At 30.6% G+C, this 15,291-nt stretch carries 14 protein-coding genes and 1 pseudogene; 4 read left to right on the top strand and 11 right to left on the bottom strand.

All coding sequences use genetic code 11. The features are described 5' to 3' along the window. Positions 1-57 precede the first annotated feature (57 nt). Positions 58-1,077, top strand: coding sequence for an A/G-specific adenine glycosylase (gene mutY / locus FBF02_RS07880; RefSeq protein WP_002851465.1), 1,020 nt, complete (start codon positions 58-60; stop codon positions 1,075-1,077). Here mutY and FBF02_RS07875 read toward each other — a convergent pair. Then, positions 1,063-2,320, bottom strand: a pseudogene (locus FBF02_RS07875) (MFS transporter). The gene mutY and the pseudogene FBF02_RS07875 overlap by 15 nt on opposite strands. 165 nt (positions 2,321-2,485) lie before the next feature. On the opposite strand from FBF02_RS07875, the gene FBF02_RS07870 reads away from it, so the two are divergent. Further along, the gene (locus tag FBF02_RS07870; protein ID WP_002858286.1) at positions 2,486-3,343 is read left to right on the top strand and encodes a radical SAM/SPASM domain-containing protein; all 858 of its coding nucleotides are present in this window, start codon (positions 2,486-2,488) and stop codon (positions 3,341-3,343) included. Here FBF02_RS07870 and FBF02_RS07865 read toward each other — a convergent pair. Genes FBF02_RS07865 through FBF02_RS07850 form a run of 4 tightly spaced genes read right to left on the bottom strand, consistent with a single transcriptional unit; the run spans position 3,340 to position 8,012 of the window. Beyond that, entirely contained in the window at positions 3,340-4,146 is an 807-nt protein-coding gene (locus FBF02_RS07865) for an ABC transporter substrate-binding protein (RefSeq protein ID WP_002872796.1), read from the bottom strand. The genes FBF02_RS07870 and FBF02_RS07865 overlap by 4 nt on opposite strands. Next, a complete protein-coding gene (locus FBF02_RS07860; protein WP_021034258.1) occupies positions 4,143-4,919 on the bottom strand; it encodes an ABC transporter ATP-binding protein in 777 nt (258 codons plus the stop codon). Before FBF02_RS07860 ends, FBF02_RS07865 begins: the two co-directional genes overlap by 4 nt. After that, positions 4,919-5,905, bottom strand: a complete 987-nt coding sequence (locus tag FBF02_RS07855) for an iron ABC transporter permease (RefSeq protein WP_002856526.1) — start codon at positions 5,903-5,905, stop codon at positions 4,919-4,921. Before FBF02_RS07855 ends, FBF02_RS07860 begins: the two co-directional genes overlap by 1 nt. Continuing rightward, positions 5,880-8,012 (bottom strand): TonB-dependent receptor, encoded by a 2,133-nt coding sequence (locus FBF02_RS07850; protein WP_021034256.1) that lies wholly within the window; start codon positions 8,010-8,012, stop codon positions 5,880-5,882. The genes FBF02_RS07855 and FBF02_RS07850 overlap by 26 nt, the downstream gene beginning before the upstream one ends. Positions 8,013-8,205: 193 nt before the next feature. Here FBF02_RS07850 and FBF02_RS07845 point away from each other — a divergent pair, with 193 nt between their 5' ends. Further along, the gene (locus tag FBF02_RS07845) at positions 8,206-8,961 is read left to right on the top strand and encodes a HugZ family heme oxygenase (RefSeq protein ID WP_002856189.1); all 756 of its coding nucleotides are present in this window, start codon (positions 8,206-8,208) and stop codon (positions 8,959-8,961) included. Positions 8,962-8,974: 13 nt separating this feature from the next. On the opposite strand, the gene prfA is transcribed toward FBF02_RS07845, so the two are convergent. The 6 genes from prfA to FBF02_RS07815 form a co-directional block, all read right to left on the bottom strand. Beyond that, on the bottom strand, positions 8,975-10,042 hold the full coding sequence (gene prfA, locus FBF02_RS07840) for a peptide chain release factor 1 (protein ID WP_002858076.1): 1,068 nt from the start codon (positions 10,040-10,042) through the stop codon (positions 8,975-8,977). 18 nt (positions 10,043-10,060) lie between these two features. Beyond that, positions 10,061-10,324, bottom strand: a complete 264-nt coding sequence (gene rpsT / locus FBF02_RS07835) for a 30S ribosomal protein S20 (protein ID WP_002851317.1) — start codon at positions 10,322-10,324, stop codon at positions 10,061-10,063. A 78-nt stretch (positions 10,325-10,402) separates the two neighbouring features. Next, positions 10,403-10,903: a phosphatidylglycerophosphatase A gene (locus tag FBF02_RS07830; RefSeq protein WP_002851418.1), complete on the bottom strand. Its 501-nt coding sequence runs from the start codon at positions 10,901-10,903 to the stop codon at positions 10,403-10,405. 4 nt (positions 10,904-10,907) lie between these two features. Then, positions 10,908-12,068, bottom strand: a complete 1,161-nt coding sequence (locus tag FBF02_RS07825; protein ID WP_002851486.1) for a sulfate adenylyltransferase — start codon at positions 12,066-12,068, stop codon at positions 10,908-10,910. After that, the gene (locus tag FBF02_RS07820) at positions 12,046-12,933 is read right to left on the bottom strand and encodes a response regulator (RefSeq protein WP_021034255.1); all 888 of its coding nucleotides are present in this window, start codon (positions 12,931-12,933) and stop codon (positions 12,046-12,048) included. The genes FBF02_RS07825 and FBF02_RS07820 overlap by 23 nt, the downstream gene beginning before the upstream one ends. Further along, positions 12,930-14,045, bottom strand: a complete 1,116-nt coding sequence (locus tag FBF02_RS07815; protein WP_002851397.1) for a bifunctional 2-C-methyl-D-erythritol 4-phosphate cytidylyltransferase/2-C-methyl-D-erythritol 2,4-cyclodiphosphate synthase — start codon at positions 14,043-14,045, stop codon at positions 12,930-12,932. Before FBF02_RS07815 ends, FBF02_RS07820 begins: the two co-directional genes overlap by 4 nt. Before the next feature lie 122 nt (positions 14,046-14,167). Here FBF02_RS07815 and FBF02_RS07810 point away from each other — a divergent pair, with 122 nt between their 5' ends. Continuing rightward, entirely contained in the window at positions 14,168-15,274 is a 1,107-nt protein-coding gene (locus FBF02_RS07810; RefSeq protein ID WP_002851177.1) for an Mrp/NBP35 family ATP-binding protein, read from the top strand. Positions 15,275-15,291: the final 17 nt, after the last annotated feature.

Below are 15,291 nucleotides of genomic sequence, written 5' to 3'. Positions count from 1 at the left end.
TTAATTTGAGCTAATTTTAGCAAAAAATTTTAAAATTTTTTTGTTATACTCTCATTTATGCAAAAAAAAGAGCTTGAAAAACTACAAGAAAATTTACTTCTTTGGTATGAAAAAAATGGACGCAAAACTTTGCCTTGGCGTAATTTACAAAGTCAAAATTGTGATGAAAGTTTAAAGCATATTGATAGAGCTTATGGGGTTTATATCAGCGAAATTATGCTTCAGCAAACTCAAGTTAAATCAGTTTTAGAAAGGTTTTATTTCCCCTTTTTGCAAAAATTTCCTACTTTAGAAAGTTTGGCTAATGCTAATGAAGACGAGCTTTTAAAGGCTTGGCAAGGACTTGGTTATTACACTCGTGCTAGAAATTTAAAAAAGGCAGCCTTAGAATGCGTGGATAAGTTTGGGGCTAAATTACCCAAAGATGTTGAGGATCTAAAAAAATTAAGTGGTATAGGAGCTTATACAGCAGGCGCTATAGCTTGTTTTGGCTACGATCAAAAGGTTTCTTTTGTTGATGGCAATATACGCCGTGTGCTTTCTCGTCTTTTTGCTTTGGAAAATCCTAGCATGAAAGAACTTGAAAAAAGAGCTAAAGAGCTTTTAAATTTAAATCATGCCTTTGATCACAACCAAGCTTTGCTTGATATAGGGGCTTTGGTTTGTGTGGGTAAAAATGCAAAGTGTAGGATTTGTCCTTTGTATGATTTTTGTCAAGGCAAATTTCATACAGAGCTTTATCCAAGAGCTAAAAAAATACTTTATGAGAGTTTAAATTTAAATCTTTTTTTGTTTGAATTTAATAAAAAATTTGCGATACAGAAAAGCCAAGATAAGCTTTATAAGGGTATGTATAATTTTCCTTTTTTTAAAGAAGGAGAGTATAAACTTTCTAAAGATATGGGTTTTGTAGGGGAGTTTAAGCACAGCTATACTAAGTATAAACTTAATATCAAGGTTTATCATCAAATTTTAAACAATGAAAATAAAAATTATGAATTTAAAACCTTAAAAGAGTTAGAAAGTACCGCACTTTCGGCACTTTCTTTAAAAGCGTTAAAATTAATTAAGCTCTGATTTTTTAGGCAAACATAAAGTAGCTATAAGCATGATGATTGTAAAAATAGCTATATATATAAAAAAGCCATTTTCTATACCTGCATTTTTAAATTGTAAAGCAACCCAAGGAGCAGATCCTCCAAAAACAGCATTTGAAATAGCATAACCTAAACCTGTCCCTAAAGCTCTTACATGTTCAGGAAAAAGTTTTGCTTTAAAAATCCCAGCAACTGAAGTATAAAAACTTAAAATAACAAACAATAATACCACCAACATAAATGTCAAAGAAGGGTTATTTTGTGCGTTATTGGCTATAAGTGAAAAAATAGGATAAATTCCTACCAATGCCAAAATACAAAATACAATTAAAGATCGTTTGTGACCTATTTTATCTCCTATATATCCAAAAAGAGGTTGAATGATCATTAGTATAAATAAAGCACCTAAGAAAAGATTATTAACAAGCATTTTATCCATACCCGTATTTTCCATAAAAGTTTTAGTATAAGTTGTAATGGTGTAAAAAGCTAAAGAACCTCCAGAGGTAACCCCAAGTACCATTAAAAAAGGTTTCCAAGATTTGCATAATGCCTTTAAAGTACCACGATCTTCATGCTGGTGAAGTTTTGTAGCACTTTCATTCATCATTTTTCTTACAAAAAGCGAGCCTAGTGCTAAAATTCCGCCTATTACAAAAAGTATTCTCCAAGCATAATCTTTCATATCATCAATGCTAAAAAATAAAAACATTATACTAATGCTTGCAACGGCCAAAAGTTGACCACCTATTAGGGTTACATACTGAAAAGATGAGTAAAAACCGCGTTTTCCTTCCGTAGCAAGTTCTGAAAGATAAGTAGCTGCTATGCCATACTCCCCGCCTACACTAAGACCTTGAATAAGTCTTGCTATTAAAAGCAAGATAATAGCAAGATCGCCCACTGTATCTTTGCTTGGTAAGGCTGCTATCATAAAAGAGCCTAAAGCCATTAAAACCACTGATATAACCATAGATTTTACGACCTACTTTATCAGCTAAAGAGCCAAAAAGCCAAGAGCCTATAGGACGCATAAAAAATCCTGCTGCAAAAACCCCAAAGGCATTGATTTGCTGGATAACAGGATTATCTGAAGTTGAAAAAGTATGAGCAAAATAAGTTGCTGTAAAAGCATAGATATAAAAATCAAACCACTCTACTAAATTTCCGCTACTTGCAGCAATAATAGAGCGAATTTTTTTCGTGCGAGTAAGCTCTTGCATAAACCCTTCCTTAATTTTAGATTTTTATTTAAGTATAGTGTGATTTTTGTTTAATATATTTAAAAATAAAGAAGAGAAATAAAAAAGATAAAAATATCGATAAAAATGTTACATATTTTAATAAATTTCATAAATTTTGGTAAAATGTTTACTCTAGGAAATATAATGAAATTTAAAAAAATATATATAGAATTAAGCGATATTTGTGGTTTAAAATGTGATTTTTGTCCTTCTCAAAAAGGAATTCGCGGGGTAATGAGTGAAGAAAAATTTCAAAACTTAGCTTATGAAATTTCTAATAAAGCTGAGCTTTTTACCTTTCATCTTTTGGGCGATCCTTTGCTTTTACCTAATTTGGAAAATTATCTAAAAATCGCAAAAGATGAAGCTATGAAACTTGAAATCACTACAAGTGGCTTTTATCTAAATTCTAAAAATCAAGCTTTATTGTTAGGGTATGAGAATATCCATCAAATCAATATTTCTTTAATGTCTTTTTTAAGTCAAAGCAAAATTTCTTTAGAACAGTATTTTAAGCCTATTTTAGAACTTTGCAAAAAGCATTTAGAGCAAAAAAGCCTTTCTTTTATCAATCTAAGACTTTGGAATTTAGATGCTAATTTTAAAGCACCTAAGTCAAATTTAAAAATTTATGAGTTTTTAGCCAAAGAATTTGAAGCTAAGATCGATGCAAACTTAAGTAAAAATCGCTTGCAAAGACATATTTTGCTTCATCAAAATAAACTTTTTAAATGGCCAAATTTAAAAGATGAACCCCTTTATAAAAAAGGAAAATGTCATGCTTTAAAAGAGCAAATTGGGATTTTAAGTGATGGAAGTTTGGTGCCTTGCTGTTTGGATACTAAAGCAGATATTAACTTGGGAAATGTTTTTGAAAATAACTTTGATAAGCTTTTTAAATCACCGCGTATAAAGATGATGAAAAAAGCTTTTGAAGAAGATAAACGCATAGAAAAACTTTGTCAAACTTGCGAATTTTTTAAAGCAAGATTGGGTGATTAAAAATTGTTATTTTCTAGCTTTGTTTTAAATTCTTGAATTCTATCTATTATCTTAGGACTAAGACGTAATAATATAGGTGTATCTTTGTTAAAATAAATACTTCCTGTTTTAACTGCTTTGGTATTTTTCAATAAAGCATTTGTATCTAAAAGATTGTTTTTAGCATTAATTCCAAGAATGAGTATGTCTGGATTTTGTTTCAGTATGTATTCTGCTGATATAACAGGTCTTGAAATTTGACTTTGCGGGCTTAAATTTTTAATCCCTATAAGTCTTAAAATATCAGCTATTAAAGAATTATCATTAAAGGCCATTAAAGGGTTGCTAGAATAAAGATAAATCGCACTTTTATTTAGGGGTTTATCGCTTAATTTTTTAAATTTTTGGTTAAATTCTTGTTTTAAAAGCTCTGCTTCTTTTTCTTTTTTGGTGATTTGGCCTAAGGTTGTGATATTTTTTGTTATATCTTCTAAACGCTCGGCTTTTAAATTGATACTTTTGATACCAAAATTTTTAAGTCCTTCTTCTAAATTTAAAGAATAAGAGCTTAAAATCACCAAACTTGGTTTTAATGCTACTATTTTTTCAAGCGAAGGATTTGAAAAAGTACCTACGCTTGTAAGTTTTGAGGTTTGATCTTTAGGATAAATATTTGAGTGTTGCAAAGTGGCAATGCCTACGATTTGATCCTTAGCCTTAAGCATAAAAAGGGTTTCTATGCTTGCAGGATCAAGCACTACAAGGCGTTCTTTTGCATTTAGTGTGATTAAAAACAAACTCATAATAATTAAAATTTTTTTCATTTTTTCTCCTTTAAAGCTAAAATATAAGGTTTAGAATTTTGATAAATAATCTCGCAGTTTAAATCATAAATTTCTTTTAAAATTTTTTGAGTAAAAAGTTCTTTGCTCGTTCCAAAATACTTTATTTCCCCTTCTTTTAAAAAAAGGATTTTATCACAAAACATAGAAGCTAAATTTAAATCATGCAAGATAGCAACAACGGCTATATTTTTTTCTTTAACTAGTTTTTCACAAAGGCTTAAAAGCTCTATAGCATAGTTTAAATCAAGGGCTGAAGTGGGTTCATCTAAAAAAAGAATTTTTGGCTTTTTAAGCAAAGCTCTTGCTAAAAGCATTCTTTGAAATTCACCCCCACTTAAAGAAAGTATGCTTCTTTCTAGAAAATTTTCAAGTCTTAAATCCTTAGCAAATTCTTGAATTTCTAAAATATCTTCTTTAGAATAAGAACTAAAAGCGTGTTTTAAATTCGCATATTTGCTCATTAAAAGCACATCGATGACTTTTAAAGGGGTGTTTAATTCTGATTTTTGAGGCACAAATCCGCAAATTTTGGCAAATTCTTTAAGAGAAAAATCCTTGATATTTGTGTTAAAAAGACTTATCACTCCTTTATTTGGACTTAAATTTTTAAGTATAAGTTTTAAAAGAGTGCTTTTGCCTGAGCCATTTGGCCCTAAAATTCCTATAAAAGCTTGGTTTTTAAGTTCTAAATGAATATTTTTTAGTAAATCTTTTTGGTGATAAGCAAAGCTTAAATCATGTATTTTTAGCATTATAAAAATCTCCTAGCGCTTAAAGCCAAGTATAAAAAAATAGGAGCTCCAAAAAATGCAGTTAAAATTCCAATCGGAATTTGCACAGGAGCTAAAAGAGTTCTTGCTAAAGTATCACAAATAAGTAAAAATAATCCTCCAAATGCTGTACATAAAGGGATAACCAAGGCATTATCATAGTTTTTAAGCAAAAGTCTTATAGTATGAGGAATGATGAGTCCAACAAAGCCTATAAGTCCACTAAAAGCAACCGCAAAAGATACAGCCAAGGATGAGACAATGAGTAAATTTATCTTTAATTTTTGAGCATTTACCCCTAGATTTCTAGCTTCATCATCTCCGCTTAAAAGTATGTTTAATTCGTTTTTATGAGCGTAAAAATAAAACAAACAAAAAATTAAAGGCAAGATTAAAATACCCACACGAAACCAAGAAGCATTGCCTATATTTCCCATGAGCCAAGCGACTATTTTAAAAGAATCCTCGCCTATAAGATAAGTGAAAAAAGAAGTAAAAGCTCCTAAAAAAGATGAAGCTGCTATGCCGATAATGAGTAAAGTCGCTATAGAAGCTTTAGAAGAAATTTTAAAAACTCCTAGGGCAAAAAAGGCAGAGCAAACAAAACCTAAAATTCCATAATAATAATCATTCAATTTTAACAAATACGCTAAAACCGCTCCAAAGGTTGCCGCAGAAGCTATACCTATGATATAAGGATCGGCTATAGGATTTGAAAATACATTTTGAGTGATAGCCCCACTACTAGCTAGAAGCATACCGATTAAAATCGCCATTATAATGCGTGGCAAGCGTCCATCTATGATGATTTGTCTTAAAATTTCATCTTGGCTAAAGATATATGAAAAAAGTTCTTTTGGGTTTAAATTCTCATCTCCTAAACAAAGTGCTGTAAAAGAAGCGATTATATAAGCTACCAAAAGCCCTATAATCACTAAAATTTTAGAATGCGTATTTAAATTCAACATAGTAGTTTCTGCCATTCCCAACTAGGTATTGATCATTTATACTGTCTTGATAGGTGTAGTATCTTTTATCGAAAAGATTGCGAATTCCTGCTAAAATTTGTAATTTTTTATAATTATATTTCATACCAATATCTGTTAAAAAATAATCCCTTATCCAAGAATTTTTAGACATTTTTCCTGTATTTTCATCTATAGTTCCACCATCTTTTGCTCTAGAAAAATAGGTTAAATCAATAAAATTTGAGAAATTTTTATTCCAAGCGTATTCGAACCCAGCTGTGGCTTTGATTTTTGAAACATAAGGAATTCTCATGCCGTCATTAACGCCTTTAGAAATTTTAGCATCAAGATAAGTTAGACTTTCTCTAAAGATTAAATCATCATCTAAGAAATTTTGACTCAGACTTAATTCTACTCCTAGACGGCGAGTTTGATCTATATTATAATATTTCCACCAAGATCCACTAGTAGAATGAGGGTTTCCAAGATAAGAAATTTCATCTTTGCTTAGGGTGTAAAATAAAGTTAGATTAAAGCCGTAAAAATCCCACCAAAAATCATCAATTCCTAGTTCAAAGGTATCAAAGATCTCAGCTTTTAGGTTCGACGAATAATAGGGTGGTATTCCATTACCAGTTTTGTTGCGATTGACAAATTGAGCAGGTGTAGGAGAAACAAAACCTCTTTCGTATTTAAGATAAAGATTACCTGTGTCAGAGTATTTAAAGTTAGGGGTGATTTCAAAAGCAAAATTATTGGTGTTTTTATCGGTATCAAAAAGGGTTGTTGAGTCTGTGATCATAGGATTTGATGATGGCGGTCTTCCGTTCATACTCATTTCATTTCTATAAGATCTATCGGTATTATAAGAGCTAAATTCATATCTAGCTCCACCGGATAAAGTGAAAAATTCATTAAAATTATGAGAATCAAGAGCAAAAATAGAATGGCTTTGTTTAGTCATATCCATTAAAGTTGTCATCCTGTGATAATTTATGACACCTGGAACGCTATAATACACCAAACTCTTTCTTTTTGCATCATGGTTTGCAAATTCATAACCAAAAATAAAATAAGAATTATTTGCATAATTTAGTTTGTTTTTTAAACTTATCCCTGTAAGTGTGTCTTCAAAACCACTTCCATTTTGATAAGCTGTAGTTCCCCTCATAGAAATTTCATCTTTTAGATAATTGATCTTTTGATTTTGCCAAAAAGCTTCTAGGTTAAATTCCCATATATCATCAAAATAGTAATGATAATCTAAAGAAATTTCAGGGCGATTGATTTGTGTGATATTGTCACTATTACCTTTTTGAGTTGGATTGCTTTGAGCTTGTGCTTTTGTTAGATAGCCACTGCTGGTATTTTTGCTTTTAAAATAATTATAACCCAAAGTTAAATCGCTATTATCATTAATATCAATATAGGTTTTTGTGTTGATAAAATAACCTTTTTCATTATAACCTTCTTGATATCCATCAAGGTTAAAACTTTGTATATCAAAGCTAAAAGCTAAATTTTCATTTATTTGTTTGGCGCCATTGATACCTAAATTTCCACCTAGTCCACCATGATTATAAGCACTGCTTTTTAAATTTATAGCAAAAGCATCTGATTTTTGTTTTTTTGTAATGATATTAATCACACCCCCTCTAGTACCACTTCCATAAAGCACAGACCCGCCCCCAGGTATGATTTCTATGCGTTCTACATTATCTAAATTGATACTATCTAGTGGGGTTACACCATGGGAATTATCAAGAACATTAATAGCACGCCCATCGATCATAACTTTTACAGCTATATTGGATTTATTTCCTTGTCCACGCATGTCTATATTGCGTCCAAGTCCAAAATTTACAAAACTAATGCCCGAAATTCTTTCTAAGGCTTGTTCTAAGGAAACATAACCTTTATTTTGCAGATCTTTGCCTTCTATGCTGATTACATTGCGTAAATTTGAATCCGCATCTTGTTCAAAACCTGTTGTACTAACAACAACTTTTTGTAGATTGATAGCTTTATTTGATTCTTGTGCATTTAAATTAGTTATTAGCAATAATGCAAATAAAGATAATTTAAAAGCTTTTTTATTTGGGTGCAAATTTTACTCCTTAAATAAAATAAATAATGATAATTTATATCATAATAATTTAGAAATAAATTTATCCTTTATTAACTTAATCTAGTATAAATTTTTGTTAAAATAGATAATTTATATATTTTAAGTGCTTTTTAATTTGATAATTGATACCATTTTTTTTAATATTTTATTTTAAAATCAAGAAAGGATAAAAATGAATTTTGAAAGCATTATTTCTCATATGAATGATCATCATAAATCAAATTTAGTCGATCTTTGTAAAAAATTTGGTGGTATTGAGCAAGTACAAGATGTTTTTCTAAAAAGTGTTGATTTTAATGGCTTAGATCTTGTTTACAATGATAAAGAAAATTTACGAGTGGAATTTCCTAAAAAAGCCGATGAAAACACGATTAAAGATGCTATAATATCCCTTTGCATGAGTGCAAAGAGCGAGCAAAATTTTAGTGGCGTAGAAAAAGAATTAAATGAATTTATGCTAAGTTTTAATTCTGTAGCTTTGGCAACTTTAAATGCAAATGGAGAAGTTGTTTGCTCGTATGCACCTTTTGTAAGCACACAATGGGGAAATTATATTTATATAAGTGAAGTAAGCGAACATTTTAACAACATCAAAGTAAATCCAAACAATATAGAAATAATGTTTTTAGAGGATGAGAGTAAAGCCGCTTCTGTGATACTTCGCAAAAGATTGCGCTATAGAGTAAATGCAAGCTTTTTAGAGAGAGGTGAAAGATTTGATCAAATTTATGATGAGTTTGAAAAACAAACCGGAGGAGAAGGAGGCATTAAAACTATACGCAAGATGCTTGATTTTCATCTAGTAAAGCTTGAATTTAAAAAAGGACGCTTTGTAAAAGGTTTTGGTCAAGCTTATGATATAGAAAATGGAAATGTTACACATGTAGGTGCTAGTGGAAATCCACATAAATTCCTACATAAGCATTAATTTATATAAAATCTTATAAATTTTGTTCTTGTAAAGCTTGGGCTTGATGATGAGTGATTAAAGGTTCTATGATTTCATCAAAAAGCCCATCTTGCATAATGGCATCTAAGCGATATAAAGTAAGATTTATTCTATGATCGCTGATACGATTTTGTGGAAAATTGTAAGTGCGAATGCGTTCACTTCTATCTCCGCTTCCTACTTGTGATTTTCTTGCTTCACTTTCTTTTGCCAGTCTTTCACTCTCTTGCATTTCATAAAGCCTTGCTTTTAGGACTTTCATCGCACTTTCTTTATTTTTGTGTTGGCTTTTTCCATCTTGATTGACTACAACTATACCTGTAGGGATATGAGTGATACGAACAGCTGAATCAGTAGTATTTACACTTTGTCCACCATGTCCTGAAGATCGCATAACATCAACTTTAAGATCGTTTGGATTGATTTCGATTTCTATATCATCAACTTCTGGCATTACTGCCACGGTGATAGCAGAAGTATGCACGCGTCCTTGGGATTCTGTTTGAGGAACTCTTTGAACACGGTGCGTTCCACCTTCATATTTAAGTCTTGAATAAGCCCCTGTTCCTTTAACAAGCATGATGATTTCTTTAAATCCACCTACGCTTCCTTCACTAGAGCTTACAATCTCAAGTTTATAGCCGCGATTTTCAGCATATCTTGCATAAGCTTTTATAAGATCTCCCACAAATAAAGATGCCTCATCGCCACCTGTGCCTGCACGAATTTCAAGAAAAATATTTCTTTCATCATTGGGATCTTTAGGAAGAAGTAAAATTTTAATCTCTTCTTCAAGTTTCGGTTTTAATTCTTCTAAAGTTTTTAGTTCTTCTTTTGCAAGTTCCCCAAGTTCTGGATCGTTTAGCAAAGCTTTATTTTCTTCTATATTGTCTAAAGTTTTTAAATACTCTTTAGCTTTTAAAACGATAGGTTCTAAATTTTTTTGTTCTTTAGAGAGTGTAGTCATTTTACTGATATCGTTGAGTATATCAGAACTGCTAAGAAGAGAATTTAACTCTTCAAAGCGTTTAAAAAAAGGATCTAGTTTGCTAGCTAACATTAAAAACTATATAGAAAATTATGCGATTTTATTTACTAAAAGGGCTAAGCGGCTTACACGGCGAGAAGCAGTTTGTTTTTTAATGAAACCGCGACTTACCATAGCATGAATGCTTTTATTAGCTACTTTTAAAGCTTCATTAGCAGCATTTTTATTTCCATTTGCTGCAGCTTCTCTTACGGCTTTAGTTATATTTTTAAGTCTTGTTCTATAGAATCTATTTCTTTCTGTTTTTTTAATAGTTTGTCTTGCTCTTTTTTCAGCAGATTTATGGTTTGCCATTTATATTTTCCTTTTTTGAAATTAAAGACTAAATTATATAAGAATAAAATTTAAAATTTAATTAATTTAAGCAAAATTTCAAAATAAATCTTTTAAATTTATATCCCAAAAAACTAAATTAAATTTAAGTAAAAATCCATAAATTACCGCACTTAAAAGTCCAGCAAACAATCCTGCTAACATATCATCAAGCATTACACCTAGTCCGCCTTTGACTTTTTTATCTATCTTACCAATAATAGAAGGTTTTGTAATGTCAAAGAGTCTGAATAAAACAAAAGCCAAAATAAAATTGACTATCGAGTTTTCAACACTTGCTGCAATAGCACAAGCAAGAAAAACTCCAGCAACCTCATCGATAACTATGTGTTTGTCATCGTGAATTCCTGTTTTTTTTTCATAATCATCTATAACACGAATACTTGCAACAAAAATTAAAATGCTTAGTAAAAACAAAGTATTAATCCCGAGATATTTAAGTATAAAAAAAGCAGGTATTAAAGCAGCGATAGTACCAAAAGTCCCACTTGCCTTTTTTACAGAACCTGAATAAAAAAAAGTTAAAAATAATTTTTGCATTTTATTACACCATATAAGACATTTGATGAATTTCTAAAAGTTTTTGATAAAATTCTTCATCATTTTTGTATTCTAAAATTCCATCAGTTGGAAAAAGCTCATTATAAATTTTTTGCATATTTTTTAATCTATTTGGAAAAAGAGAAGTTAAAATAACACTAGATACTTCCTTGCGTATGAAAATTGCTGGAGGAATGATACCCGCTCTTAGTAAATCTTTTAAAGACTGAGAATTATAGTGCAAATGGTGATGACAACCATGAGGGCAAGATCTTGTGCTAACAATCATGCGACATTGATCGCAAAATACAAATTCAGGCAAAACGATCACTTCTATGCCATAGTCCTTGGAAAAATCATCAAGTATGGTTTTTGGTTGGTTATCATCATAAAACATTCCAAGTCCTGTATGATTTTGTCCTACTACTAGTTTGGTACAACCTAGACTTTTTGCGATAATACTTTCTAAGCCAGGATTTAAATGAGCGTGAAAAATATTAATATTTTTTAATGGAAAAATGAAAATTCTATCCGGTGGAAGATAGTTTTGAATAAATTTTTTCAAATATGCTTCTTTAAGTTCGAATTCAAACCCATTTACATCAAAAGATTCTACAAGAAAAATTACAACTAAATCTGCTTTATCAATAGTCCAACGAAACATTCTTTCATGGGCACGATGCAAAGGATCAAAACTTGAAACTATAGCAGTAATTTTTTGTGCATTAAGATTGTTTTTGATTTGTTGAAAATTTTCTTTTATTTTTTCAATTTGAGAATTATAAATTTCTATTTTTCCACTTATGCAAGTTGTTCCCATGTCTTCTAAAGAGCAAGTGTTAGGACTGAAAATATCAGAAAAATTTTTATTATTTTTAAATTGGCTTTTAAAATCTATATGTCCTACTACTTTTTCATCTAGCATGAGATCGATTCTATCGCCAGATTTTATATCATTTAGTGCTTCTTCGGCATTTTTTGGTGCAAAGCTTAAGGGATAGGGAAAGCTTTCTCCTTTAAATTTTCCTGATTTAATGATTTCATTGACTTCTTTTTCATTCATTAAATGAGTGCAAGTGCCTAGCAAACCTTCTTTAATAAGTGATAAGATGCCAAATTCATTTTGATCTATGATAATGTTTTTATTTTTTCTTGCTGATTTCATATTTCTTCCTTTTTTCCCATAAAGATTTACGTGAAATGCCTAATTTTTTTGAAAGATCAGTATCAGGAAATATATTTTGGTAATTTATAATAACATATTTTACATACTCATCTATAGTTAAAATTTCATTGCTATTGATATTTTTTTCATTATCATTTAAATTAATGCAGTTTATTTTTAAATCATCTGTATTTGAATTGGTATGCAAAATAACATTTTTGTTTTGTATAAAATCTAGGAGTTTTTCCTTTTCTGCTGCTTTTAATGCTTGAAAATTACTCAAAAATAAGAGATTGTTTTCTGTGGGAAGTTTCATAACTTTTTCAACTGAATTTGTAGATGTTAAATCAATAAAAGAAAGAGTAATGTCACATTCATTTGCATAATTAAAAACAAAAGCATCAGCACTGCTTTGCTTGTTGGATTTTAATATCAATGGAAGTTTTAATTTTTTATAATTATACTCTGGAATTTTTATTGTTTCTAATCTTGATTTGATATAGCTTTGATAAGCTTTATTAAGGATTGAAAGTTTTCTAAAATCCTGATAATGCTTTATTTTTCTAATCAGCTCTTCTATCATAAAGGGTTTTTGAATATAATCACTAGCACCTAATTTCAAAGGATTTGAGACTGTATCTGTACTTATATAAGAAATAAGCAAAATAATAATACTATGTTTAAACTGACCTACGGCCTTTAAAAAATTATTAGTATTTGTAGAAAGCAGTACAATATCATAGTATTTTTCACCATTGTATTCATTAAACGAGTTGATAATTTCACAGCTATATCCAGCATCACTTAGTTTAATGCTAATGCTTTGCGCTAGATAAATTTCATTTTCAATAATTAAAACTTTCATAATCTTGTCCAATCAAAATATTTTAAATTTACACTACTAAGCACCGCCATACCTTCTTTTCTTCCAATAAAACCCAATTTTTCCGTTGTTGTGGCTTTAACATTGATTCTAAATTCATCTAAATCTAAAGTATGAGCTATATTGCTTTGCATAGCTTGTTTAAAGTCTTTAAGTTTAGGGCTTTGTGCCATGACGCAAATGTCTATATTAATGAGTTCAAAACCTATTTCTCTGACTTTATCATAAGCTTGTTTTAAAAGCTCCATGGAGTTGGCATTTTTAAATTTCATATCAGTATCAGGATAAAGCTCTCCTATATCTCCAAGTCCTGCAGCACCTAAAATCGCATCGGTTAAAGAGTGAGCTAAAACATCTCCATCGCTGTGTGCTTTAAGCCCCATAGTAGGATGAATTTGCACTCCTGCTAAAAGCAAAGGGCGATTCTCTCCAAATTCATGCACATCAAAACCATTGCCAGTAAAAATTTCAAAGCTAGGTGTAGGCAAATCAAGTTTTTTAAGATCTTCTTTAAAGGTTAGTTTTCTTGCATTTTCTTCACCTTCAACAAACCAAATTTTTCCACCCATTGCAGCTATAGCTGTGCTATCATCTGTAAATTCTAGGTTTTGATCCAAGGCTTTTTTAAGCAATTTGGTTTTAGAAATTTGCGGGGTTTGAATGAGTTTGATTTTTTCTCTTTGCAAGGCTTCATTGTCAAAAAGTGTTGTATCTGCAACTTTTAAAGCAGGGGTAATACAATCTGCTTTATCTAAATTTTCAATCAAACGATCAAACAAATTTTTACTCACCAATACCCTTGCTACATCACTTACCATAACAAATTCGCTATCTATGAGCTCTAAGGCTTTTTTTAAGGATTCTGCTCTGGTATCACCACCTTCTATGAATTCATAGTTTTTGGTAAATTTTTTCATATAAGTGATATTACTAGAGGTAACAACTATTTTTTTAAAAGGATAAAAAGAGCTTAAATTTTTTGTTGCATAAAGCCAAAGAGGGTCATTTCCAAGTCGTAAAAATTGTTTTTTTACCTTTGTATTAAAACGAGTAGAATTTCCAGCTGCTAACATAATGAGGCTCATTTCACTCATTTTTTCATTCCTCTTTTTAATATTGTTGGTTTTTATAATGTTACCATATTATACACTTATAAAAAGCTAAATTTTATCATTTTATTAGTAAAATTGATTTTTTTAAAAGACAAGGAAAAAATATGAAAGAACAAATTTTAGAGAAATTAAAAACTGTAAAATATCCTGGTTTTGAAAAGGATATAGTGAGTTTTAACTTTGTAAAAGATATTAAAATTCAAGATGATGGTGTATTCATTGATATAGAAATCGTTTCAGCAAATCCTGAAGTAGCTAATGAAATTCGTAAAAATACTATTGAAGCTTTATCGAGTTTGGCTTTAAAAAATATTGAACTTAATATCATTACTCCAAAAATTCCTGAAGAAAAAAGTAATTCAAGAAGTGGAAAAAATATCGCTCCACAAGTAAAAAATTTCATCATGGTTTCAAGTGGAAAAGGTGGTGTGGGTAAATCTACAACTACAGTAAATTTAGCAATTTCCATGGCTAAAATGGGAAAAAGAGTAGGTATTTTAGACGCGGATATTTATGGGCCAAATATTCCAAGAATGCTAGGTGAAACCAAAACTCAGCCTGAAGTAGTAGGGCAGAGATTAAAGCCTATTTTAACTCATGGTGTTTATATGATGAGTATGGGGGTTTTGATCGAAGAGGGTCAAGGCCTTATGTGGCGTGGAGCTATGATCATGAAAGCAATTGAGCAACTTTTAGCTGATGTAATTTGGCCTGAGCTTGATGTATTGTTTTTGGATATGCCTCCAGGAACAGGCGATGCGCAAATTACTTCTGCACAAAGCATTCCTATTGCTGCAGGAGTTTGTGTAAGTACGCCTCAAACCGTATCTTTAGACGATAGTAAAAGAGCTTTAGATATGTTTAATAAACTTCACATTCCTATAGCGGGTGTGATTGAAAATATGAGTGGATTTTTATGTCCTGATAACGGTAAAGAGTATGATATTTTTGGCAAAGGAACGGCTGAGGATATGGCAAAAGCCTATAAAAGTGAAGTCTTAGCACAAATTCCTATAGAAATGATAGTAAGAGAAGGTGGAGATGAAGGCAAGCCTGTGAGTTTTTATCACCCTGAAAGTGTGAGTTCAAAGCGTTATTTAATGGCGGCTGAAAAAATTTGGAGCTTTATAGAAAAAATTAACAATGAAGGTGGTGCGGATAATTCTGCTATACAACCTGTGATGAATGGAAAAAGTGCGTGTTCGCATTAAAAATTAAGTGGATAAGG

Origin of the sequence: Campylobacter sp. CFSAN093226, from assembly GCF_012897595.1 — a bacterium.
Classification (GTDB): Bacteria; Campylobacterota; Campylobacteria; order Campylobacterales; family Campylobacteraceae; genus Campylobacter_D; species Campylobacter_D jejuni.
The sequence above is the reverse complement of the archived record's forward strand: the minus strand, read 5'-3'. Positions and strand labels throughout refer to the sequence as shown.

Coding starts and splice junctions, on each gene's coding strand:
- mutY (WP_002851465.1), top strand. CDS start 58: ATGCAAAAAAAAGAGCTTGAAAAACTACAAGAAAATTTACTTCTTTGG.
- FBF02_RS07870 (WP_002858286.1), top strand. CDS start 2,486: ATGAAATTTAAAAAAATATATATAGAATTAAGCGATATTTGTGGTTTA.
- FBF02_RS07865 (WP_002872796.1), bottom strand. CDS start 4,146: ATGAAAAAAATTTTAATTATTATGAGTTTGTTTTTAATCACACTAAAT.
- FBF02_RS07860 (WP_021034258.1), bottom strand. CDS start 4,919: ATGCTAAAAATACATGATTTAAGCTTTGCTTATCACCAAAAAGATTTA.
- FBF02_RS07855 (WP_002856526.1), bottom strand. CDS start 5,905: ATGTTGAATTTAAATACGCATTCTAAAATTTTAGTGATTATAGGGCTT.
- FBF02_RS07845 (WP_002856189.1), top strand. CDS start 8,206: ATGAATTTTGAAAGCATTATTTCTCATATGAATGATCATCATAAATCA.
- prfA (WP_002858076.1), bottom strand. CDS start 10,042: ATGTTAGCTAGCAAACTAGATCCTTTTTTTAAACGCTTTGAAGAGTTA.
- rpsT (WP_002851317.1), bottom strand. CDS start 10,324: ATGGCAAACCATAAATCTGCTGAAAAAAGAGCAAGACAAACTATTAAA.
- FBF02_RS07830 (WP_002851418.1), bottom strand. CDS start 10,903: ATGCAAAAATTATTTTTAACTTTTTTTTATTCAGGTTCTGTAAAAAAG.
- FBF02_RS07825 (WP_002851486.1), bottom strand. CDS start 12,068: ATGAAATCAGCAAGAAAAAATAAAAACATTATCATAGATCAAAATGAA.
- FBF02_RS07820 (WP_021034255.1), bottom strand. CDS start 12,933: ATGAAAGTTTTAATTATTGAAAATGAAATTTATCTAGCGCAAAGCATT.
- FBF02_RS07815 (WP_002851397.1), bottom strand. CDS start 14,045: ATGAGTGAAATGAGCCTCATTATGTTAGCAGCTGGAAATTCTACTCGT.
- FBF02_RS07810 (WP_002851177.1), top strand. CDS start 14,168: ATGAAAGAACAAATTTTAGAGAAATTAAAAACTGTAAAATATCCTGGT.